This is a genomic window from Erwinia sp. HDF1-3R, assembly GCF_039621855.1.
In the GTDB taxonomy this organism is placed as follows: Bacteria; Pseudomonadota; Gammaproteobacteria; order Enterobacterales; family Enterobacteriaceae; genus Erwinia.
In genome coordinates, this window is record NZ_CP155071.1 from 3,173,059 (window position 1) to 3,198,079 (window position 25,021).

A 25,021-nucleotide genomic window follows, 5' to 3' on the forward strand; every position below is an offset into this window, starting at 1 on the left:
ATAATCGAAATTTACAACTTACTAATTGGAAGTTGCGCTAATAATTGCTGTGTACTTTCTCTCCATGTTAGCCACGGAATACTGGTAGATTTTGGTTCAAGTTTATTTTTATAGAGCTGGAGCCATTCTAAAATAGCCAATTCTAAATATTCTGGTTCATTACCACTAAAATAAAATGCATTATCACCAGCTACTTCTCTGAGAACTGGAATATCTCTTGCAATTATAGGCAATCCTTGCTGAGCAGCTTCAATTATAGGCAAACCAAAGCCTTCGGCCAAAGATGCTACAATTAAAGCTTGCGATAAAGCGTACACTTCTGATAGGAAGTCATCACTTATTCCTTCCAACCAAAAGAGTTTATTGTTTAGTTCGTCATGAGTACTAATTTTATCAGTAAGTTCATCAATACCCCAACCTTTTTTTCCAACAATAACTAACGAACACTCCTCTCCACGTTGCCATAAATTCTCGAATGCAGCAAGAACCTGAGAATGGCCCTTACGCGGTTCAATGGTACTTACCATAAGAAAAACAGGATTTTTCCTCAATTGGATAAGTAAAGAGTCTGCATTCTTTGGTCTGCCTGTAGAAGGAGAACTGGCACTCATATCAGCGCCCAGATGGAAATGTTTAATTTGCAAAAAGGGATTCGGTCTAATATTTTTTTTATTATCGACAATCCATGTCTTCAATTCTGTTGCCACACTTTCAGAGATACAAACGATTCCATCAGCATGTTCTACTAGTGATGAAATCCAGTTAGGGAATGCAGCTCGAACATTGACATCAGTCCATTCAGGATGAATCAGCGGGATTAAATCATATACTATATAATAAACTTTGGCGCCAGCTCTTCTGATTGAATCTAACTGATTGTTCAAGTAAGGAAATAAATGTGCAGTAAGATCTAAGCCAACGAAAATATCATCTTTAGTAATCAGGGCCGGTTCATCTACTGATGTACCGTAATCAACACCAAATTTTTCAGCAGTATATTTATTCGCATAATGAAAAAGTTTTCCCATCTCGCAGTACACGGGACGAATTTCATAACCTTCGCAACCCTGTTCAATCATAGATGAAAGAACACTACGAACAACGCGTTGAATGCCAGTTCGCGCATCATGCTGTACCAAAACAGAAATATCAATTAATATTTTCTTTTGATGTTTCTTAAAACTGTTTCTCGCTAAAGCCCATGCAACACCTAGCTTATCCACTTCTTCAATAACAGGATTATCCAGAGCGTTAATCTTATTAATTGCTATTGACAGAGCCTCTTCGGAAGAGATCGAAATTTGTGGCAGGTTGTTGAGGCTTTTTTCAAATGCGTTCAGGGCAAGTTGAGCGCAATTATCCCATGAGAAAAGTGCAGCCTGTTTCATGCCATTAGTTATTAATGCTTTATTAAATGACTCATCAGTAAGCGCTTTTTTTATTAGCTCAGACATCTCATCTACATCACGAGGATCGAACATTGCCTCATGCCAACCCATAACTTCTGGTAGGCTCGTAGTGTTAGATGCAATGGTAGGCGCACCACAACTCATTGCTTCCAGCGGAGGCAGCCCAAAGCCTTCGTGAATTGAAGGAAAAACGAATAATTTACAAATATTATATAAGGCAATTAGCTCTTTATCTGGGATAAAGCCAGTAAATGCAATATCATTATCATTCAAACTATACTTCTTAGCTATTCCTAACAATCGTTCACGATCGATAGGTTTTATTTGGCATGCTAACACCAGTGTATGATTCAATCTGATGCTTTCAGGAAGCAAGGCGTATGCATGAATCAAGGCTTCAATATTTTTTCTAGGCTCAAGCACCCCTATTGTCATTATAAAATCATTTGGGATATTGTATTTCTCTAACAGTCTTTTTTGCTCATCATCACTTAGAGAAATTACTTTAAAATGGTCATCAATAGCCGATGATATATTAGTGATACGCTCATGAGATACAGCGGTGTACTGCATTACTTCATTCGCAGCTGAGGCTGATATTGCAAGTAATCCGTCAGCTTTTTCAAATTCTTTTAATTTTTTCATATAGAAATCATTAAAAGTAGGATCTACAAGATATATACTTTTATTGAGCAGCGGTATTAGGTCGTATACAATGGAAAACTGTCGTGCACCATGGGGATATTCCGAAATAGAGACAACAAAATCATCAACGAAACCTTCACTAAAGCTCATATTACAAATGATATCAGGTGAAATATTAGCGATAGCCATATCGCGGCTTATCTTAGCCGCTACATTCCTTGAACGGTTAGAAGGATCATGGTAGGCGATTGGCCCTTGAGCACAAAAAGTATAAATTTGGTCAGCAGGAATGATTCCTCTAAATTCTTCTTTTACGGCATTGGTAATATTGTTTGGATATAAACCATTTAGTAATAAACTAACTTTATGATTAGCAGGGTTTTTGATAATAGCTTTCGCCAAAGATAAACTATAGCGCCCAATGCCCCGAAGTCTGCTTTCTGATTGACAGCTTTGCATGTCTAATAAAATGTGCAAAGATTTCTCCTTGAATAAGTTCAAAATTACCTTTTAATTTTCAGGTAAATTTCTTCAACCAATGAAGGTAACTGAGTATTATCCTTGTAGGACGTTAAAATATCTTCTTGAGGTAGTTCAACGCTTATTGGCTCGCTATTATTAATAGGGAAAACCCGCTGATATAATTTAATACTTAATGGATATAGACCAGTAAAGGACAGACCTTTCAGCACTCTTTTTTTGAGTAGTGGTCTATTTTTTATATAACTTGCCGTCTTTATCAAAAATATCTTTGTACCAGATTTGATAACATGGCGTTTAGGTTTTACAATGAAATTTTTTATCGGATGTCCAAGCGTACGCCACCAAGCCGTCATTTTCCAGGAACGACTTTGCAATATTAACTGAATCTGAGTTTGCAATGCTGAATTTTCGGCTGCCAGCCTATCAATCCTCTGTTCAGCCTCTGTTATCTTGACCTGTAACACTTCATGTGGTAATAAAGTTAGTTCCTGATTATTTCCATCAGATGCTATTATATTTTTATATTCAAGCAAAGCCTTTTCAAATATTAAGCCTTGTTCTTTTAGGAAATCTATTTTTTGTATTATGCTTTCATTCACCAATTGTTCAATCTGCTGAATACGGCCATGAGAGCTGCTGATTTGTGACTCAATTTTCTCTATGTTTATATCATTATCTTTTTTTATCTGAGCAATTTTCTCACTTAATCCATGCTCAAGGTGGAGTTCAATATTCTCCACGCGAGCTCTGCACTCATTCATCAGAGCATCAACCTGATGTATATGGGATTGATTATGCATTGTGACTTTTTCTGAGGCACCAATCCAAATTTCTAATCCATTTTTTAAATCTGTTATTTTTGGTAGTTCTTTTCTTTTGTGAAATAGTTCTAATAGAAGTGCAAAACTCCATTCAGCAACAGGGTAGCTCCAAAAAGAAGATAACCAGCTTGCATAAACTTCTGGTAAATTAAATGGACTGAGTGCTGCCGGACGTAAAAAGCCCCCCGTAGTAGATTTAGGGTTCAATATTTCATTTACAAGTATACAGAAAGATTGAAATATGTTGTCAGGCCATACGCAATCTTTAGGCTGACTAGAAATAGAACCATAATCAATTAGCTTTAACTCACCTGAGTCATCCACTAAAATATTCCACGTTCTTATATCATCATGATATAAGCCATTTTTCTCGAGTATTACCAACTGTTCAAGAAGTTGTGAGAAAATACCATCCACATCAAGTATTTCTTCTTGGGAGATCCGCTCTAAAAGAAGTATACCTTCAAAGCGTTCCATCACCAACCATCCTTGATTTACATCAAATCCACCAAGGAAAAGTTTAGGAACTGGAAAGCCAGGGGGTGGGGTTTTCAAAAAGCTAATTTCTTGCTTGAGTTCAACCAAGTTTCTTTCACTTTCTGCCGGAAGTAAAGTTCCGCTTAAGGTAGAAAAATGATAAAGTTTACATACCACATCTTTTCCAAAAAAGTAGCGTCTACTACCTTTATGGACTGAGTTAGCATCTTCGTATGGATTAAGACTCCATTTGTAAAATTTTTCGCAGTAATCGTTAATAATTAGATAATCATTACTTATAATGAACATCGGACGAGAAATATTCGATAAGTGCGTCGAGAAATGTGCAATCTGCTGATAAAAACTACATTGCTCGATTAGTTCTCTAGGCTCGGTAGGTTGTGAGACAGCCCAGTAAAGAGGTTCCGATTTCAAAGCGAGTTCAAGTATAATTACATGTACAGAATTAGCCAATTTTAATAACCAGGATTTGACTCTTTCAATGCCGTGTTCATGGACTATATGATGAAATACGCTTAAGCCAATTACAAAATCGTAATGCCCCGGCTCAATTGTCTCGATTATCTCTTCAATACGTCCTTTTTGGAAGGTGACTGTTAACGTCCTGTTTTCATCCGCCAGAGCATTGCAAACGTTGATATTTTCTTGGAGGAAATCAATGCCATGTACTGAAGCGCCAAGACTCGCCAGACTCAAGCTGAAAAAACCTTGTGCACATCCTAAATCAAGAACACGTAGCGGGCGATTTAGTTTCTTTGAAAGGGTCAAATAATTTTTAGCAATTATATCAAGGCGTTCACTACAATCACGGGACACATCACCGTCCCATTCATTATGACCATAAATTGTTTGATATACTTCTGGCAGTACTGACACTAGATTCTGCAGGTTAGTATTCATTTATGCTACAACCTTTCTATTTATAAACTTGAAATGTTGATTTTAGGTCTATAATTCCCCAAAATTCCATGGCTTTGCTGACGTGAAAAATTACTGAATCATAACGTCGGTCCAGAGGTATCATTTCTTCCAGAGGGTCACCGGCAGAAACTCCAAATGACAGCAAATAATCACCTTGATTTAAATTCAAAGGGAAGCTAAATTTAAAAATGCGCACATCTCCCCGACTTACTCTATTAGTATTCTTTCCTTCACTTGCCAGAAAAGAATTAGTCCCGTATAAAAAAAGACCATCTAAGGTTTTGATGAGAATACCCGGAACCACACTATCGAAATCATTTTCAAAATATATCTTAATGTAAAAGTCAGTAAGTTCATTGCTTTCTATGTTTGAAGGATATTTATTGCCATTACATTGTATATCATAGTCTACAATTGTAGCACCTCCATTTCCCCAGCGGTATTCATCATTCCTATAGCCTGGGCGGGTATGATATACATCTTCAATGTCTTCAAACGATAGATTATTATCTGTAATTGTATCTGAATTGCCTTTGACAGAGGGGTCGTTATTATTCTTACCGAATAGCTCATCCAGATAACGGTTAGTAACATCGCGCGAGGTGCCATCCATTTCGATGGAGCCATTCTTAAGAAATATTGCGCGGTCGCAATGTTTTACTATGTCGCTTGCACTATGTGAAACGAGTAATAAAGTAGATCCCTGTTTTTTGAAATCTGCAATACGTGAATAGCATTTGGCCTGAAACTTAGAATCACCTACAGAAAGTGCTTCATCAACGATCAAGATATCAGGTCTTGATGAAGTTGCAACTGCGAATGCAAGACGCATTTGCATTCCACTAGAATAAATTCTTACGGGCTGGTCTATATAGTCACCAATTTCTGCGAACCGTTCTATTTCAGGCATTAGTTTGGAAATAGTATCCCGCGTATGCCCCATCATTAGCCCAGACATATAAACATTTTGACGACCAGTAAAGTCAGGGTGAAAACCCATTCCTAACTCTAGTAGAGCAGCTACTCTCCCATTAATTTCGATTGACCCCTGAGTAGGTTTCGTTGTGCCAGTAAGTAACTTTAGTAAAGTACTTTTACCTGCGCCATTAACTCCGACGATGCCTACGGACTCTCCAGGTTTGATTTCAAAACTGATATCTCGCAGCACCCATTTCTTAGTATGTCTTAATGAGGAAGATGGTGTTAGTTTCTCGATAACCCTCAACCATTTCGAATGATAATATTTGTAAGCTTTACCTACTTTTTTAACAGTGATGTTGTTCATTATAATTCATCCACTATATCAGCTGAGTGTTTTTTGAACATTTTCCATCCTGCAACTATCAGCAGTAGCGCAATTACACTTACAGGAATTAAGGAATTCCATTGCGGGCTGTTATGATATAGAAATACATTTTGGTAACATTCGATAATGTTTGCCATCGGATTATATTTTAATGCATTTTGAGCCCAATCAGGAAGAGTTTTACTAATATATACTATCGGTGTAAACCAAAACCAAAATTGTAATAAAATACCCACAAATTGGCCTACATCTCTAGCAAATACATTTAGAACACCTAATATGATGCCCAGACCAACAGTAAAAACAATTTGTAGAAAAAGAACTGGTATTATTGTAAATATTACTGTTCCAGGGAGATTATTAGTCAGCGCTAGAAAAATAATAAACAGTGAAAAAATGATTAAAAAGTTTATGAATGCCGTTGACACCACAATAATAGGCAAGCATATCCTGGGAAAGCTCAGTTTTTTTAGTATATTGGCGTTACTAAGGAAAACATTAACGAGACCGTTTAATATCTCTGCAAACATCCCCCAAGTTAATACTCCAGAACAAAGATATATACTGTATGCATATGGCGTCGACATGTCAGGCAGTCTTGCACGCATCAATTCGGAAAATACCAATGTATAAACAGCTATCATCGCTATAGGTTGAATTAGTAACCAAACAGCTCCAAGGAAGCTACTTTGATATCGCGATTGGAAGTCACGTTTTATACTATCGATAATAAACCCTCGATAGCGACTGATACCGCTAATCATCCCGTTAACCATTTTTATTTACCATCTAGAAGTGTCAGGATATGATCCGTTTCCATTTGCATTATGCTGATATTAGCCTTTGACTCAACGTTGAGCCTTACCACTGGTTCTGTGTTTGATGAGCGAATGTTGAACCGCCATTTCTCAAACTCCATACTTATTCCATCGGTTGAATCAACCATGATAGCTCTTTCTTTGTAAAATGATTCCACTAAAGCAATGGCTGATTGCGGGTCGTCTAGTTTACGATTGATTTCTCCCGAGGCTGGATAAGCATTCATTCGTTCAGAAACCAGTTGGCTGAGCGTCATTTTTTGTAAAGCTATCAATCCAATTACCAGCAACCATGGAATCATACCACTATCGCAATAAGCGAAATCCCGGAAGTAATGATGAGCACTCATTTCACCACCATATACCGCGTCTTCCTGGCGCATGCGTTCTTTTATAAATGCATGTCCTGTCTTAGACATAACAGGTAAACCACCGGCTTTCGTGACTATATCAATAGTGTTCCAGGTGAGTCGTGGATCATGAATAATTTTAGCACCCGGTTCTTTCTGTAAAAAAGCTTCAGCCAGCAAACCTACTATATAGTAGCCTTCAATAAATTCCGCATTTTCATCAAATAAGAAGCAACGGTCAAAGTCGCCATCAAAAGCAATACCCATATCAGCAGAATGGGCCTTAACCGCATCCGCCGTGTCTTTACGGCACTCAGGTAAAAGAGGATTAGGTATCCCATTAGGGAAATTGCCATCGGGTTGATGATGCACTTTAATGAATTCAACAGGCACACTGGCTTGTTTAAAACGCTTTTCGATTTCGTCAATTACGTGGCCAGCAGCCCCGTTACCAGAGTTGATCACCAATTTCATGCTTTGCTGGAAATTAGCGAGATCGATATAACTCATCAGATGATCAATATACGCATCAAGTACAGAAATTTTCGTATACGTTCCTCGCGTGGAGGGATCAACAGCCTGAAATTTATTTTCTTCAGCAAGCTTCTGTACATCCCTCAGTCCCGTATCGCCACTGATAGGCCGTGCATTTTCCTTAACCAGTTTCATCCCATTATAATTCATGGGATTATGGCTAGCAGTCACTTCAATCCCACCATCAATACCAAGATGAAAAGTGGCAAAATAAATTTCTTCGGTGCCACTCACGCCAATATCAAGCACATGAGTACCTGCATCCATCAGACCATTTGCAAGTGCAAGCTTGAGCGATTCACTTGTCAGGCGTACATCGCCACCCACTACTATTTTTTTGGGTTTTAAAAACTCTCCATAAGCGCGACCAATGCGATAGGCTATATCTTCATTAAGTTCCACACCTAACTCACCGCGAATATCATATGCTTTGAAACAGGTTAATGCTGACATAATACGATTATTCTCTGTTAACTTTTCAAATACTGTTCTTTGATGTTGATAATATCATCATCACCTAAATAAGATCCTGACTGAATCTCAAGCAATTCCAGAGGAATTTTCCCAGGATTCTCCAGCGTATGGATTGAACCGATAGGTATAAAAGTAGACTGGTTTTCAGTCAGCAATATTGTTTTATCCTGGATAGTGACTTTTGCGGTGCCCGACAGAATAACCCAATGCTCGGTACGGTGATAATGCATCTGCAGATCAAATGCTTCACCCGGTTTAACCGTTATACGATTCACGTTGAACCGTCCAGTCTGAACGACTAAATCGGCACGGCCCCAAGGCCAGTAAGTTTCTCGATGTTTGCGATATTCACTGCGGCATTCGGTTTTTAGAAACTCAACAACGCGCTTTACGTCCTGCACCTGATCGCGTCTGGCGACCAGAACAGCATCTTTGGTATTGACTATAACCAGATCCTCAACCCCAATTGCGGCTACAAGCTGATCATCTGTGTTAATGTAACAATTCTTCGCATTATGTATGAAGGTATCCCCTTTCAGCGAGTTACCTGCAACGTCTTTCTCGTTTACTTCCCATAATGCTGACCAGGAACCCACATCGCTCCATCCCGCATCAAGAGGGACTACCACGGCGTCGTCTGTTTTTTCCATAACGGCATAATCAACGGATTCATCAGGACAGGCTATAAAATCATCCTTATCAATATTGATGAAATCATCTCCTTCCTTAACATTCGCCATTGCCCGCTTACAGGCTTCCAGAATGTCGGGCCGAAATTTCTCTAACTCTTGCAAATAGCGTTTGGCACGGAACATAAACATACCGCTGTTCCAATAATACTGACCTGAACGAATGTAATCGTCAGCTGTTTCACGGTCAGGTTTTTCGACAAATCTTTGTACACGGTGTGGCGAGTTCTCATCATCGCTGATTTTCTCACCGCGGTGGATATAGCCATAGCCTGTTTCAGGCCCGGTGGGAACGATGCCAAAGGTCACGAGGCTTCCATTTTTAGCATATTTAATCGCCTGCGCAATCGCTTCATGGAAAGCCGATTTATCATCGATGATATGGTCAGCAGCCAGGACGAGAAGAATAGGATCGTCTCCCTGATCTACAGCGTTAAGTGCTGCCAGGGCGATGGCTGGTGCAGTATTACGCCCCACAGGTTCGAGGATAATGTTGTGCGATAGTTTATTTACCTGACGCAACTGCTCAGCCACGAGAAAACGGTGCTCTTCATTACATATTACAACGGGATCTCGGGCCTGTACCCCAGATAATCTCAGCACGGTTTCCTGCAACATAGAATTTTGCCCGTGAAGACAGATGAACTGCTTCGGATAAAGCTCTCGGGACAAGGGCCACAAACGACTGCCGGTTCCACCGGCCATGATTACTGGAAGTAACATTCAACAACCCCTAACATTAGTAAAGCGCAACGAAGCCACAATTTATTGCTCAAATATCATACTATTTAGCGTAACACGAGCATGCTACCGCCCTTGGCTTACAGCTACCAACCTACTGAACACTATATAATTTTCGTGGTCACCTTAACCTTTACGGTTACATCAGCTTCATCTTCAACAATTCAGGCCTAATTTTACCTGTGCCATCTCAGAAAAACACCAAATTAAAGCAGTATTTTAAGATTATCACCAATGATTAATTATTGGTGCTACGGCCCTCATTTTACGACGTTCTGTCCGGATTTAAAGGCAACATTAGGACATATCTTAAAACAAGTTAAGTTTTGGTGAGAAATTACACAGATAAAGCAAAACCGGTGATTTATCATCCAACAGACTTATTGTTCAATAATCTGTCGAGATGTGCGTCGCAGGATACATATGATATAGAAGGAGTTTACTGCTAAATGAAAAAATTTTTGAAGATTCGATACGTAAATGAATTGCCGGGCCTTGCTTAACGGCCCGGCTCATAAGAGGATGTTACTTATATCCCTGCGGATTCAAACTCTGCCATTTCCAGGTATCACGCATCATCTGGTCGATACCGCGCGAAACGCGCCAGTTGAGATCTTTGTCTGCCAGTGAGGCGTCGGCCCAGAAGGCGGCGAGATCGCCGTCGCGGCGAGGGGAAATCTGATAAGGAATGGTACGACCGCTGGCTTTCTCGAAGGCCTTAACCATTTCCAGGACCGAATATCCTACGCCCGCCCCAAGGTTATAGGCTTTATAGCCGCTGATGGACGCAATGTGATCCAGCGCTTTAAGGTGACCTTCGGCAAGATCCATCACGTGGATGTAGTCACGCTCACCGGTGCCATCTTTGGTGGGATAATCACCGCCAAAAATATTCACCTTTTCCAGTCGGCCAATGGCCACCTGGGCGATATAGGGCAGCAGGTTGTTTGGGATACCGTTAGGATCTTCCCCAATCTGACCAGACTCGTGTGCGCCAACCGGGTTGAAGTAGCGCAGCGCAATGGTTTTGAATTCCGGGTTGGCCTTTGCAAAGTCGCGCAGGATGAATTCGACCATCAGTTTCGAGGTGCCGTACGGGCTGGTTGTGCCGCCGATTGGCGTAGTTTCCACATAGGGAACCGGCGCATCCGCACCGTACACCGTGGCGGAAGAGCTAAAAATAAATTGATTGACACCAGCGGCGCGCATCTCTTCCAGCAGGATAAGGGTGCCGGTCACGTTATTTTGATAGTACTCCAGCGGCATACGGGTCGATTCGCCTACGGCTTTAAGGCCGGCGAAGTGGATCACCGCAGAGATATCATGCTGGGTAAAGAGATTGCGCAGGCAGGCGCGGTCGAGGATGTCACCTTCAATGAAAGTGGCTTTTTTACCCGCCAGCTTTTCTACCCGGCTGAGGGATTCGCGCGAAGCGTTGATCAGGTTGTCCAGTACTACCACGTCGTCGCCGCGCTCAAGCAGCGTCAAAACCGTATGGGAACCGATGTAACCCGCCCCGCCCGTGACTAAAATAGCCATGTTGACTCCTTGCAACCGCGCACACTGGCGCGGCCATGTTCGAATATCGGATTATTTTGCCAGAATGGTCTGGACTGCCTCACGGAACTCACGGCCCTGGGCGTTGTTGCGTAAGCCCCAGGAAACAAAGGCTTTCATATAGCCCAGTTTACGTCCGCAGTCGAAGCTTGCGCCAGAAAGCTGGTGAGCGTCAACCGGCTGTTTCTTCGCAAGGCTGGCAATGGCATCGGTCAGCTGATAACGATCCCATGCACCCGGCTCCAGATTTTCCAGTTCAGCCCAGATATCGGCAGACAGAACGTAACGACCCACGGCGGCCAGATCGGAGTTCAGCGTCTGCGGGTTTTCAGGCTTCTCAACGAAATCGACGATTTGGCTGACCTGGCCCGGGTTGTCCATCACGTCGCGCGTTTTGATGACCGAGTATTCAGACAGGTCGGCTTCCGGCATATGATGCGCCAGCACCTGGCTGCGGCCGGTCTCTTCAAAGCGTGCAACCATGGCGGCCAGGTTGTAGCGCAGTGGGTCAGCGGTAGAATCATCCAGCAGCACGTCAGGCAGCACGACCACAAACGCTTCGTCATGCAGCATCGGGCGGGCGCACAGGATAGAGTTAGCCAGGCCCAGCGGCTGAGGCTGGCGAACATTCATAATAGTGACGCCCGGTGGGCAGATTGACTGAACTTCGCTCAGCAGTGAACGCTTAACGCGCGCTTCAAGCAGGGCTTCCAGTTCATAGGAAGTATCAAAATGGTTTTCAACCGCATTTTTGGAAGCGTGGGTGACCAGAACAATTTCCTTGATCCCTGCTGCCACGCATTCGTCGACGATGTACTGGATCATCGGCTTATCTACAATCGGCAGCATCTCTTTAGGAATGGCTTTTGTAGCAGGGAGCATGTGCATACCCAGACCCGCAACGGGGATAACTGCTTTAAGCTTGGTCATAATTTTTCCATATAAATGAAGTAAAAAGCGTTCAATCATTATGCATTAAAGAGATGCCGTGGAAGTATAATCTTAATCTGAAAATTTTCCCCCGCTGGTACTAAAAAAAAAGGCAACCGCCTGAGCGATCGCCTTTTTATTATTGTCCAACTCAAATTTATTAAAACCAGCCGCTAAACCACTCCGGCATAATAAACAAATTGTAGTAGCTGACCAGCGCCATTATGCCGACAAACACCACTGAAACCGAGACCCACTGTCGGGCATACGGGATAAAGCGGATGCCAATCACCGGCTTAATAAAGAATGGATGGGCAAAGGCCGAAATGAGCACCTGAGAAATTGACAGCGTCAGCGCCACATACCAGACGTTGGGGTAGATCCAGGTGGTGGCCAGCACCAGCACCACAATGATGCTTGCCACAATATTCCAGTAAAACTCGACGTTAGTCCGTCCGTTTGCCTGCGAAATTGCGCCCGTCAGGCCGCCCATTGGACGCAGCATGCCGAAGAGAAGCATCAGCGGTATCAGGTGGCCGACGGCTTCATGTGCGCTGCCATAAAGCACCCGCACGATCACCGGTGAAAGGATGCCGATCGCCAGATACATCAGGCTGCTAAACAGCATGATGGCCAGCGTGCCTTTCAGGAACAGTTTCTGAAGCTGCGCCGGTTCATGCTGCTTTTCAGCAAAGCGCGGCAGCGCCAGGCGGTTGATCACCGGCGTAACCAGCTTAAGTGGCTGAAGCACCAGCTCTTTTGCCAGAGAATAGACCCCCAGCATATCGGCTCCCATGACCTTACCCACAATCAGGGAGTCGGCCTGAGTACGCAGCTGATTTATCGTCTGGGAACCGAGCTGATAGACACCATATTTAATCGAACTTAAAAAAGTGGCTTTATCAAATTCAAAGGTGGGTCGCCAGGCTTTATCGCCAAACCAAATCATGCACAGAATACGCATGGCGGCATTTGAAAACAGCCCCAAAATAACGGCGGCAACGTTGAGGGAGGTAAACCAGAGCATGGCAACGGTAAATATAAATGCCAGGAATTTGGTGACCATCTCTATTTTCGCCAGCAGCACCATCTTTTTGGCTTTAATAAAATGAGCCTGATATTGCGACAGCGAACCCAGCACCAGAAAGTTCAGACTGGTTAGCATAATCAGTCCGGTCAGCTGAGGAATATGATAGAAATGCGCGATAGGCCAGGCGATGGCGATCAGCAGCAGCCCGGTTATCAGGCTCAGCAGGACGTTCACCCAGTAGATGGTGCTCTGCTCTTTCCGGGTGATGTTCTGGCGATGCACGATATAGCTGCTCATCCCCATATCCTGCAACACCATCGCTACCGCCAGAATGGCGTTGATAATAGCCAGAACGCCCAGTTCGTGGGCCTCCAGCCTGCGGGCCAGCACGCCCAGCTGCACGACCTGTAATACGGCGGCGAAACAGGTGCCGCCAAACAGCCAGGCGGCCTGATGTTTTAAACTACTCACGCAAGTTGCTCCAAAAGCTGTGCCAGCTGGCGATAAGCAATATGCTGATTGAACTCGGTTTCTACCCTGGCGCGTGCGGCCGCAACGACCGGTGCCACGTCAATATCGCTTTTCGCCAGTTTGAACAGGATGTCACTTAATGCTTTCGCATCGCCTTCCTGCGCCAGCCAGCCTGAGACGTTATTTTCAATGAGCTCAGGAATGCCGCTGTGATCGGTTGAGACTACGGGTAAGCCTACGGCCATGGCTTCCATCAGGGCAACCGGAATACCCTCCATATCGCCGTCAGCAGCAGTCAGGGAAGGCAGCAGGAAGATGTCGGCTTCATCCAGGTAGCGCTTGATCTCTTCCTGGGGTTTGAATCCGACCATTTTCACGCAGTCTTCCAGCTGTGCCGTACGAATGGTGTCACGCAGTGTCTCTTCCAGGTCACCGTTACCGATGATGGTATATTCAAAATTCGCGCCCTGTGCCTTAAGGTATTTGCAGGCCTCAACGGCGACCCCCAGACCTTTTTTCTCGGTCAGACGTGCGACAGAGACGATACGCAGCGGCGAGTGCAGCGACTCACGCTCTTTCAGGTTGAATTTCTCGGGCTCAATGCCCATGCGCGTCACGTGAATTTTTTCAGGCGGACAGCCCATGGCAATCAGTTTGTTTTCCCACAGATGGCTGATAGGCAGCATCAGTTCGGACTGACGGAACAGGTTGGCATAGTCCTGCTTATGCTCCTCAAGAATATGCCGGCGGGAAATATCCGCACCGTGGAATACGGTCGCCTGTTTGCCCCGTAGCACATTCAGTTCCCGCAGCTTATTCGCCAGCGCACCCGCGTAGCCGAAGTGCACCAGGAAAATATCGGCGGTAAAGGTCTTCTTCGCATGGGCAACGATGGCAGGCAGCAGAAGCTTGCTGGACTGCGCGCCATAGCGCCCGATATTGAAGGATTTCAATGTGGTCAGGCTGAGGATTTTCGGCAGCACAATCTGCAGGCGCTGCTTCAGCTTGTCCGCGTTGCTCACCTTCTCTTCCGGCAGCAGATAGTGCGTTTTTTCTGCCAGATTGTAGCGATCGAATGCGCCATGTCGGTTCACCAGATCGCCAGGGAAGACGGAGATGATCTCCACGTCATAGCCGCTGTCGATAAAATGGATGACCTGATTGAGCACGAAGGTCTCTGACGAGACCGGAAATCGCATTGTGAAGAATGTAAGTTTCATCGGTTCACCCTAAATGTCTGACGACGTCTGCGGTAATGTTGTTACCCAGAACTCTCTCCTGCTCAACCGCGAGATCAACCTGCTGTTTTACGGCGTCGTAATTGTCCAGAATGCTGTTAACCCGGGTGATGATGCTGCCATCCATCAGGCTTTTCACATCCGTTGCCATCTCTGGCAGGCCCAGCTGGTTCATCACACCCAGAGATTTGTGCTCATAGTTGATCGCCACGGCGGGGGTGCCAAAGTTCATGGAGATAATGGCCGAGTGCAGTCGGGTGCCGATGGTCAGATGGGATTCGCCAAGCAGTATCCCCAGCTCCAGGTCGTTAAACTCATCCATGATGACGTGATACTGATCTTTCTGCACAATGCGGTCGCGCAGCGTCATCGCCACCATACGGTCATCTTTGTTGTAGCTGTCAATGCCGGTGCAGGTGGAGAGGGCAACGACCTGATAGCCCCGGTCGATCACCGCATTAATCACCTTAGCAAACGCCTCTTCGTACTCCTGTTGCGTGACGCCCAGACGCTTATCAAAGGGAGCCAGTTCGCGCACGGTTATGGCGACGGTTTTTTTCGCGGCAATCAGGTTCTGCCAGTGCTGCAGGTTATGGCTGGGATTTTCAACGCTGCGGGCGCGAACCAGGAAGGCGGTATCCGCACCGGAGACCACCTTTTCCGTGGTGATGCTGCCCTTTTTCATCATTTCAAGACTGACGCTTTCACGCAGAACCAGGCTGTTAACGCGCGAGAAAACGAAGTTGGCAATCTCGTTAAATCTCTCTTTCTGGAATGGCCCGACGCTGTGCCCGATCATATAAATCGGCTTCTTTGCCAGCAGCGCGCACAGCGAATGTTCAAACTGGAGCGGCCCATACAGGTCAACGAAAAATGAGCCGCCGACCTGAATAATCGCATCGTATTGCTTAAGACGGTTGGTAAATTCCTGGAGATATTTTGGTACGGGAAAAGATTTAAACAGCCCGCTGCCGCTGATGTGCGCCATCATAATTTTTGGCATCAGGCGGCGTTTGATTTTATCGGTCAGGCTATTTTTGCCCTTCTTTGTTTCAAGAAAGAGCTCATCCGGCATGACCGTCTGCTGTAGCAGATAGCCTGAGCTGGTTGGATAGCGACTGATGATATCAATGTCCAGATCGTTCCTTGCGAGGTTAAGCGAGTCGATAAGACCGCGTAAAATAGCGCCATCACCACGATTTCCACATGTATGATTGCCAACTAATAAAATCTTCATAACAACTCCAGAAAAATTTTTGTAATTTTACAAACCGTCACTAACCATAAGTGGTTAATTAATAAGTATAATTGTTCAAAATACCTGCCAGAACACCCATCAATACTGCCTCGCCACTTAATCCATCCGCGATCCGCAACCTGCCGACTGACTCGCTGATGCCGGGCGGCACTCTGGCCGCCCCTTTTTGTTACCCTTTCAATGCAAAATAAGGCACGGCAACCTGTTTGCCGTTAATCACCATCGACACATAGCCTTCGGCCTGTGAGGTATTCACCTCTTCAGCTTTTAACAGCCGTGATTCCAGCAGCACATCGCCCTGCTCGTTAGCCCCAATCCCGGCTTTGCCGTTGTGCAGGGTGAAGCGCTGTAGCGCCTGATGAGCATTTCCGCCTGAAGGCTTATCTGCAAAGGCCATTTTGCTGTCGAACCGCGCGCATTTGCCGGTCATAAACCGGTCCCGGGCGGTCGACTTCATCAGTACGCCAGCGGATGCCAGCCAGCCGGCCAGCTTGACATAAACGCGGGTATCGGTGTCATAGGGCGTTTCGTACATCACATCGAGGATCGGGCTGGCACCTTCTGCATGCCAGCTGGCTTCGAATTTATGTGCTTTACGCTGCAGGCTGATTATGGCCTTGCCGCCGGTGGTTTTGCCGTCCACTACCTGGTTCAGCAGGCTCTTATCGGTGCCGTTGCTGTAGGAGGACTGGCCGAAAATTTCGATTTCCCAGTTGTCGCCGACGTCGGGCGTAAAGATATTGCCCAGCTCATACCACTTTTCCTGATTGGTATTGTTGATGATGCGATAGCGCGACGTCAGGTAGTTGTACTTCATGCTGCCGTCAACGGCGATGCCGTAGGACTCCACGCGCGTTGAGCCTCGCTCATAGGCGCTCAGCCATTCGTGATCGCCCAGCGAGTTGTCGATCCAGCTTCCGGCCTGCAAATTGGTCTGGCGCATATTCAGGCGCGAATTGTGGGCTATCAGCGGATTCGGGCAGGTTTCCAGGCTCAGGGCATCAATGATCCACTGGCCGTTGGAAATGTTGCCCGGATGTTCGGAGTGCTCAATCCAGCCGTTATGGATCAGTGACTGACCGCAGCGCTCAAGGTTAAGCACCATCCCTTTGGTACAGTATTGAGCATTGAAGTTTGAGAGCTCGATCGCCGTGCTGTGGTCCCACTTGCCTTTCGGCAGGTTTGACCAGACGGACTTGATCACATCGCCGGTACAGCGCAGGGCGTACCACTGGTCGATTTTACAATCGAGCGTATCCATCAGGCTGAGTGAGGTGCCGCCGACCTGAACAAAACGCAGGCAGGCGCCGCGGAAGAACTGTCCGCCTTTGCAGGTATTGTTAAAGAAGCCCTGCCCGTTGTCTTTTACGTCGGTGCGACCGTTAAAGTTCAGGTTGCTGACTTCCACCCAGCGGGCGTTAACCTGGAAAACAAACCCGGGTTTGCCGTCGGAGACGATATTGGTGGCCGGGAAGTAGCCGAAGTTGACCATGGCCCCACAGACGCGGAAAAAGCGCGTCTGCTCGCCGGAGAAATCACAGGCGCTGACGAAGAAGTCACCGGCGGGAAACTGAATGCAGATCTGCTGGTTGGCCTTTTGCGACCAGGCATACATGGCTTTGATGGCCGGTGCCGCGTCGGTTTTACCGTCGTCGATGGCACCAAAATCAAACAGCGTCAGGCGGTTGAAGTCGTCAACCACGCGCCGCCAGTGGAAGTCGGTCCCGGAGAAAATCACCCCGCCGTCATCCGGCGCAGCGCTCAGGCTGCCGACGAACTCGCCACCGCCCTGCTCCAGCCCGTTATGCCAGCTGCTGAGCTTAACCTTGGCCCCTTCGAACAGCGGACGCGTTTTTCGCAGATCGTCAACGGAGGCGATTTCGCCAATCAGCTGGTAACCGGCGGGCTGCGACAGGCGCTTACTGAAGGTATTTGCCCCCGGATGGCTGACGTCAGGAATATTGAACAGAACGTTTCCGCCATCATCCACCACCGCCATGGAGTGCGCGGGCGTGGCAATCAGCGCGCCGTTATCGGCGATAAACTTCTGAAAGGTCCCCTCGTTGAGCGCAATAGGCTGTTCAATCTTAGAGAGCTTACCGCTGGCGTTACGCAGGAAAACATCCGTCAGGTTAGCTGACTGAGTCGGATCGGTGCCGACTTTACCAATGTACAGCTTGCCACTGAAGTTTTTCCAAAAGCGGTCAGGCATGGTGTAGATATTTTCAGGCGTCAGGATCGGGACGTCTTCTTTAGGCAGATCGCTTACCGGTACCTCTTTCAGCGACACGGCGGGCTCTTTTCTGGCAGCCTGGCTCGAGAACGAGCTTACCGAAAGGGCGGCGAAAATGGATGAGAATGCGGTAATTACTTCTCTTCTTTTCATTGATGGAATCCCATAGTCAATGTGCCCCTGGAGGCGTGAATGTGTGTCCCAAAGGCATTGCCCGGCATACCAGAAACCGGTGACATTACACCAGTGAAAGCCAGCTCTCTTTAATGACCTTGCCGTCGAATTTCAGCGAGGTTTCGGCTGTTTTCGCGCTCACGGCAAAAAACAGCGCATCGTTATGTGCGAGCTGGTTCATTTTTTCAATAAAAGCGGTCCGATCATTCATCGCGACCAGAAATCCATCCTGACTGTCGTTAATAATTTCCTGCGGACCCGTCGGGCAGTCATAGGCGACAACCGGCAGCGCCCAGGACTTTGCCTCGAGCAGCACCAGCGGTAGCCCCTCATAGCGCGAGGTCATCAATGCCATATCGCTGTCGCGGTAGTAGTCGTTGATGTTGGATACCTTGCCGACGAAGTTAACGCTGTCGGTAATCTTAAGCGTCGCCGCTTTAGCCAACAGTTCGCTTTTTAACTCACCGTCGCCCGCAATCACCAGCTTCCAGTCAGGGTTGGTGGCGGCAAAGCCCTGCCAGACGTCCAGCAGCAGGTCGAAACCTTTCTGATGATCGAGACGGCCAACCGCCAGCGCCTGGCGGTGCCGCACGCTGCGCTGATGATTTTTATACACCACGGGGTTGGGGATAGTCTGGCTGGCGATGCCCCAGCGGGTAAAGACGCTGCGGTCTTTGTCGGTCAGCACGATGACGCGGTCGTAATAGCGTAAAAAGAGGTACTTGAGGAATTTGATCGGCTTGCCGAAGGAGTTAATCGCAATATGCTCGCAGGCGTAGGCCTTTGACGTTTTCTTTTTGCGCGCCAGCAGGCTGTAGAGAGCAAACATCACGCTCAGGCGCCCCATACTGATCAGGAAAACCGCATCAAACCCTTCCTGATTAATGCGCTGCACCGCGCTGCGAATAGGATTCTTCACGCCGGCAAAGCTGACGATCTCTTTCACTTTTTCAAACGGATAAAAGGGCTGACCGGATCCTTCCAGCGAATAGACGGTCACCTGATGCGCGTCGCCCAGACATTCGGACATAAAGTTGCAAATGTTTTCCGTTCCGGCATAGGAGTAGGCGTCTTTAATCACCAGCACTATTTTTTTCATCGCGAAGTCATCACCTTAATCACATCAATGTTAAATACCTGGTGCTACAAAGAATTTTCGCACCAGGCGGGCTTAGCCTGTGCCCAACTGAAACGTTTCAGTCTGCAACGCTATCTGTGCTTCAGCGCGAACAAAACCCCGTTAACCATGTACCAGACGTAATAGTAATACACTTTTAGTGGATTGTTTTTATAGATAAATCTTAATAAGTCGAGGTGCCACTTCGCCGCTTTGTTTTTATTACGCGAAAGTGAATCACCCAGCTCATAGTAAACAACCAGTTCCTTATTAATTACGCGAGCCTGGCGGTACTGTTCAAAGAGCTCATACAGGAACAAAAAGTCCTCATGACCTTTTTTCTGAAAATAGATACTGCGCGCGGGCCGTCGGTAGCAGACGGAGGAAAAACAGATACGAAACTGCTTTTTCACAAAGCTGTCTTTCATCAGCAAGGGCTTGTTGTAAGTGACGCTGTAGGATTTGGTGCGGGAGTTGTAGCCATAATGCGAGATGACCAGATCGTCACCCGCTGCCAGGGCCTGAACCTGTAGCATCAGTTTATCGCGCTGCCATTCATCGTCGCTGTCAAGAAAAGCGATAAACTCCTCTTTTGCGGCGCGGAGGCCCACGTTACGGGTTTCGGCCGCACCGAGATTGACCTCATTATTGAGCAGGGTAATACGCGGATCCCTGCAGTGCTCCTGCACCAGCGCCAGCGAGTCATCGGTCGATTTATCATTAATCAGATAGATGCGCCAGTCCGTCCAGGTTTGATCAAGTACCGATTGTACCGCCCGCAGGACCGTGCTGTGCGCATTGTACATGGGGATGATGATGCCCACCGTGCCGATTTGATTGTTCATCTGATATCCTGAATCTGAATCGTTAAAAGCCAGCCCTGCCGGGGCAAGGGACGGCAGTCAGCATCGCTGCAAACTGAACGATTAAAAGGGTTATACGTAAGACGGCCAGGGGAACCCTGGCCAGTTAATCAGAAAAGCCTGAAGAGTGGTGCAACGCTGTAGCCGTCGATCGACTGTACGGACAGGATGGTGTTATAAGCCAGATAGTAGGACGTCATGGCAAACAGCAGCGCGAAGTTGAGGATCACGTTCCTGATACGCAGCATCAGGAAGGCCAGCAGCAGTGGCTCACAGTGCAGGAACAGGTTCCCCACCCTGCCTCCCAGAATCGAGAAGTCTGAGAAGACGATACGGACGGCCGCACCAGCGGAGTAAGCGATAAACAGCAGGTAGGCCAGGCGATCTTTTTCCGTAATAGCTTTGCGGAAGTAGACCATCGTAAAGAAGGCAATAAAAGCGATGTTCTTTAAGTTCGCCAGACCGAAAACCGGCGAGGCGACGTCAAAGTTGGTCCCGCTGTAGCCCATGGCCCTGTCACCGATCACCGGTACGATCCCCAGCGAGTCAAGAAACAGCCTTTTACCGCCGACTATCCCCAGTGGAATGGCAGCAATCACCATCGCCAGGCCAAAATATTTACGCTCTTTCAGGAACAGGAACGGCGTCACCATTAGCACGGCATAGCCGGTTGAGTGCGACTGCGAACTGAGTACCAGAAAAATAATCGCCAGCAGGTATTTCCGTCCCGCGGCGGAGCAGATGCAGGCCACCGCGAAAGCGCTGGAAAGACCGAAGCGGATCTGGTTCATATCCTTGTTGATAAACAGGTGCGCCGAATAGAGACAGAGCGAACAGAGGATCAGCGGCGAATATTTTTTATAGATCCAGGCGTTGGTCGATACCGCGATAAATGCGATGAACAACAGGAAGTAGTAGCTCTGCTGGGTAAACCATGACAGCACCCACGCCAGCAGCATAAACAGATTTTCGTACCGATAAACGTTGGCTACGGTCTGATAACCACTCATTTCCGTCTGACGGGAAAAGTCGTGGAAAAAGCCCAGATACTGCCAGTCATCAATCCCGGAACCGGGTCCCCTCATCCCGGCGAAAAGGATCAGGCCAACCGCACCGATAAAGAAGAAATAGGTCACTACCCTTTGCATTTTAGGCTGCGTCAGCTGGCCAATGGTTGCCAGCTCAAAAAGACAAAAAATGAGCAGTGTGTAGCTAATTATCCAGTATATCGCCATTCTTTTCCCCACCGCGCTATCTTTCCTGGCGGAAGATAACGCTATTTTCTACCGAACCGCTGGCTGACTTTATCCTTCAAACGATTGATAAAGTAGGTACGGTTGTCTTTATTTGTTAAGAAAAAGTAGCGAATAAAACTCACGCTGGCCTGGAGAGACTTGCCATCCATTTTGTATCTCAGCGGCAGCTTATACGCTTTATAAGTATTGATATCGCGCTGGGTGAGATAAGGCTTCATGGTATCCAGCCAGAAAAGTGAGTAGTTAACCGACTCGCCCTTATGTTTAGACCCAAATTTAGTGATCAGATGATAGTTAGCCAGAGGCTGCTCAATCATCACGAACTCATAGCCCTTTTTGTCTGCACGGATGCAGAAATCATAATCCTGATGGCGAATGTAGCGGGTGTCGAAGCGAATATCTTCGGCATATTCGCGCTTCATCACCAGGGTACTGGTCTGAATAAAGCCGTAACAGCCAAACAGATATTCAGCCACCGTCTCGTTGCGGCCTGGTCGCTGCATCGGCATCACCTTCAGGAAATGACCATCCTGAATGATATTGACCTGGCTGAAAATGATGCTTTTCTGGCGACCCTCGGCTTCCAGTCGCTGAATGGTTTTCACCGACTCCAGCAGCTTGTCGTGGTGCCACTCATCATCCGCATCCAGGAAGCTGATGTAATCCCCGGTCGCCAGCTCAATGCCTTTATTACGGGCACCCGAGCCATTCAGTTTTTCCTGCGACAGCACGAGGTTGATTTTGAGCTTACTGTATTTTTCTGACTGCACTACCGCGGCTAACTTATCTGCGTCGCTGGATTTGTCATCAACAATGATGACCTCAAAGTTTTGCCAGGTCTGCGCAGCCACGCAATCTAATGTGGTTACGATAGATTCAGATGCATTGTATGCAGGAATAACTATCGAAAAGAAAATATCCTTCATTGCAGGCACCTTTAAACGTCTAAAAAAAACGGCCTTAATCGCCACGCTGTCGGTAATAAGATGACCTTCCCAACGTTGGGAAGGTCATCGCAATCCGCTAGCTTTTCGCATCCTGCTTGTAGCTGTAATCGTAATAGTCGTAGCCGTATCCATAGGCGTTAGCCGCTTTACGCACCACGGCGTTAAGGATCACACCTTTAATCTCAATGCCGTTCTGGGCAAAGCGCTTATAGCTAATATCCAGCTCTTTCAGGGTGTTAGTTTCAAAACGCGCCACCATCAGCGAGGTACCGGCCATCTTGCCGATAACCGAAGCATCGGTCACCGCCAGAATCGGTGGCGTATCAATCAGCACCAGATCGTAGTTCTTGCTCGCCCATGCCAGCAGCTCCTGCATCCGGTTATGCATTAGCAGCTCGGACGGGTTAGGTGGCACCTGCCCACGCGGCAGGAAATCAAATCCGTAAGCGCCCTGCTGGATCAGTTCGGTGGTGAACGGCGTTTTACCCGACAGAATGTTAGACAGGCCCGTTTTGCTGCTTGCCCCTAACAGTTCGTGGGTATAGCCACGGCGCATGTCACCATCAATAAAGAGCACTTTCTGACCGGCTTTCGCCACCAGCGTCGCCAGGTTTGAACAGATAAAGGTTTTACCAATACCCGGGCTGGCGCCGGTAATCATCAGAATGTTGTTTTTCGCTTCCATCATCGCAAAGTGCAGGCTGGTACGCAGGCTGCGGATCGCTTCGATTGACAGGTCAGTCGGGTTACCCAGCGCCAGCAGCGTGTTATGCGGGTCGGTTTTGCCCAGACCGCGCTTCGTCAGCGCTTCCGTATCCTTCTTACGCTGCCATTCAGACAGTGGGACGCTCGCATAAACGTTCATGCCCTGCTCTTCCAGCTGATCCGGGCTGTCGATGCCGTGGTGGAACAGCGCTTTCAGCAGGATATAGCCGACGGAGACCACCAGACCTAAAATCATGCTGGCAAGGATCAGCAGCATCTTCTTCGGTGCTACCGGGCTGCCTGCCGTTTCCGCATGGTCAACGACGCGAACATCGCCCACGGTGCTGGCTTTGCTGATGTTCAGCTCCTGCTGACGATTCAGCAGCTGCATGTAGATCTCCTGACCGGACTGAACGTCACGCGTCAGACGCACGATTTCCTGCTGGGTCTGCGGCATCTGGCCAATTTTCTGGTTCAGCTGCTTCTGCTGATTTTCCAGCGTCTGGCGTTTTTCCAGCAGCGCGCGGTAAGTTGGGTGATCCTTGGTGAACAGCTGAGAAACTTCGGCTTCCTTGAAGGTCAGCTCGTTGAGCTGGCTCTGGATGCTGACCGATGAGTCCAGCGCAGATTTCGCTTCAAGCGACATATCGACTGAATCATTCTGGCGACGATAGCGGTTAAGCTTATCTTCCGCGGCATCAAGTTTTTCACGCACGTCCGGCAGCTGCACCTTCAGGAACTCAAGGCTCTTCTGAGCTTCCGCGGATTTGCGGTCAATGTTCTGACCCACATAGTTATCGATCAGCTGATTCAGAACTTTACTGATCAACACCGGATCTTCGCCGGTGTAGGTCAGACCCAGTACGCCGGTATCTTTACCTTTGTCTGCGACCGCCAGATTATCGGTCACCAGTTTGATCGCCTGCAGGTCCGACAGTTTAGTGACCGTGAAGTCGGTTCCTTTATCAACCTGCTGGATGCCGCTGACCAGCATGGTCACGCCATTATGATTTTCCAGCTGACCCACTTTACCTTTAAACAGCTCTTTACCGTCTTTACTGACGGTGTAGCTGTCCGGGCCGTTAACCTCAACCTCGAGTTCACGCTTTTCCCAGTCGGTCGGTACGGTAAGCTGGGGGATCTCAAGCTGACCCGGCTTATTACCCATAATGCGGGACAGGCCTTTACCAATCACCGGCAGGTAGTTTTGCTGAACCAGCACGTCCAGCCCCAGATCGTGAACGGTTTTACCCACCACCATACGTGAGGTGACGATCTCCACTTCCGTGGCGGACATCGGCTGCGCGTTCGGCATCATCTGCGTCAGGTCGTTCAGCACGGTATTGGAATTTTTGTCTTCCACCTGCACCATCGCGTCGGCGCTGTAGATTGGCGTCGCAAACAGGCTGTACAGCGTACCCAGCAGCATAAACAGCGCTGTGACGGCCACAATTACCCAACGATGGTCAATCAGCTGCCCCACCAGATGCGCCAAATCCCATCCGTTAGATTCCTCTTTCGGCGCAGACGGTACCTTACTTTTTATATTCATG

17 protein-coding genes are annotated in these 25,021 nt (G+C 47.1%); all 17 read right to left on the bottom strand.

Annotated features, from left to right (window positions below; translation table 11 throughout):
* Positions 1–11: 11 nt before the first annotated feature.
* Positions 12–2,531 (bottom strand): glycosyltransferase family 1 protein, encoded by a 2,520-nt coding sequence (locus AAGR22_RS14555; protein ID WP_345828194.1) that lies wholly within the window; start codon positions 2,529–2,531, stop codon positions 12–14.
* 26 nt (positions 2,532–2,557) lie between these two features.
* The gene (locus tag AAGR22_RS14560; protein WP_345828195.1) at positions 2,558–4,756 is read right to left on the bottom strand and encodes a methyltransferase domain-containing protein; all 2,199 of its coding nucleotides are present in this window, start codon (positions 4,754–4,756) and stop codon (positions 2,558–2,560) included.
* A gap of 16 nt (positions 4,757–4,772) precedes the next feature.
* Positions 4,773–6,062 (bottom strand): ABC transporter ATP-binding protein, encoded by a 1,290-nt coding sequence (locus AAGR22_RS14565; RefSeq protein WP_345828196.1) that lies wholly within the window; start codon positions 6,060–6,062, stop codon positions 4,773–4,775.
* Positions 6,062–6,847 (bottom strand): ABC transporter permease, encoded by a 786-nt coding sequence (locus AAGR22_RS14570; RefSeq protein ID WP_345828197.1) that lies wholly within the window; start codon positions 6,845–6,847, stop codon positions 6,062–6,064. Before AAGR22_RS14570 ends, AAGR22_RS14565 begins: the two co-directional genes overlap by 1 nt.
* A 14-nt stretch (positions 6,848–6,861) precedes the next feature.
* Positions 6,862–8,238, bottom strand: coding sequence for a phosphomannomutase CpsG (cpsG, locus tag AAGR22_RS14575; protein WP_345828199.1), 1,377 nt, complete (start codon positions 8,236–8,238; stop codon positions 6,862–6,864).
* A gap of 17 nt (positions 8,239–8,255) precedes the next feature.
* Positions 8,256–9,671, bottom strand: coding sequence for a mannose-1-phosphate guanylyltransferase/mannose-6-phosphate isomerase (locus AAGR22_RS14580; RefSeq protein ID WP_345828201.1), 1,416 nt, complete (start codon positions 9,669–9,671; stop codon positions 8,256–8,258).
* 543 nt (positions 9,672–10,214) lie between these two features.
* On the bottom strand, positions 10,215–11,228 hold the full coding sequence (gene galE / locus AAGR22_RS14585; RefSeq protein ID WP_345828203.1) for a UDP-glucose 4-epimerase GalE: 1,014 nt from the start codon (positions 11,226–11,228) through the stop codon (positions 10,215–10,217).
* A 51-nt stretch (positions 11,229–11,279) separates the two neighbouring features.
* Positions 11,280–12,176: a UTP--glucose-1-phosphate uridylyltransferase GalF gene (galF, locus tag AAGR22_RS14590; protein ID WP_067708439.1), complete on the bottom strand. Its 897-nt coding sequence runs from the start codon at positions 12,174–12,176 to the stop codon at positions 11,280–11,282.
* Positions 12,177–12,336: 160 nt separating this feature from the next.
* Positions 12,337–13,677, bottom strand: coding sequence for a lipopolysaccharide biosynthesis protein (locus AAGR22_RS14595; protein WP_345828205.1), 1,341 nt, complete (start codon positions 13,675–13,677; stop codon positions 12,337–12,339).
* Positions 13,674–14,897, bottom strand: a complete 1,224-nt coding sequence (locus AAGR22_RS14600; protein ID WP_345828207.1) for a glycosyltransferase — start codon at positions 14,895–14,897, stop codon at positions 13,674–13,676. The genes AAGR22_RS14595 and AAGR22_RS14600 overlap by 4 nt, the downstream gene beginning before the upstream one ends.
* Before the next feature lie 4 nt (positions 14,898–14,901).
* Positions 14,902–16,152 (bottom strand): colanic acid biosynthesis pyruvyl transferase WcaK, encoded by a 1,251-nt coding sequence (gene wcaK, locus AAGR22_RS14605; RefSeq protein WP_067708452.1) that lies wholly within the window; start codon positions 16,150–16,152, stop codon positions 14,902–14,904.
* 190 nt (positions 16,153–16,342) lie between these two features.
* Entirely contained in the window at positions 16,343–18,559 is a 2,217-nt protein-coding gene (locus AAGR22_RS14610; protein ID WP_067708456.1) for a phage tailspike protein, read from the bottom strand.
* 85 nt (positions 18,560–18,644) lie between these two features.
* Entirely contained in the window at positions 18,645–19,679 is a 1,035-nt protein-coding gene (locus AAGR22_RS14615) for a glycosyltransferase (RefSeq protein WP_345828208.1), read from the bottom strand.
* 110 nt (positions 19,680–19,789) lie between these two features.
* On the bottom strand, positions 19,790–20,542 hold the full coding sequence (locus AAGR22_RS14620) for a glycosyltransferase family 2 protein (RefSeq protein ID WP_067708462.1): 753 nt from the start codon (positions 20,540–20,542) through the stop codon (positions 19,790–19,792).
* 128 nt (positions 20,543–20,670) lie between these two features.
* Positions 20,671–21,795, bottom strand: coding sequence for an EpsG family protein (locus tag AAGR22_RS14625; protein ID WP_067708466.1), 1,125 nt, complete (start codon positions 21,793–21,795; stop codon positions 20,671–20,673).
* 41 nt (positions 21,796–21,836) lie between these two features.
* Entirely contained in the window at positions 21,837–22,742 is a 906-nt protein-coding gene (locus AAGR22_RS14630; protein WP_067708468.1) for a glycosyltransferase family 2 protein, read from the bottom strand.
* 97 nt (positions 22,743–22,839) lie between these two features.
* Positions 22,840–25,020: a tyrosine-protein kinase Wzc gene (gene wzc, locus AAGR22_RS14635; protein ID WP_067708472.1), complete on the bottom strand. Its 2,181-nt coding sequence runs from the start codon at positions 25,018–25,020 to the stop codon at positions 22,840–22,842.
* Position 25,021 lies beyond the last annotated feature (1 nt).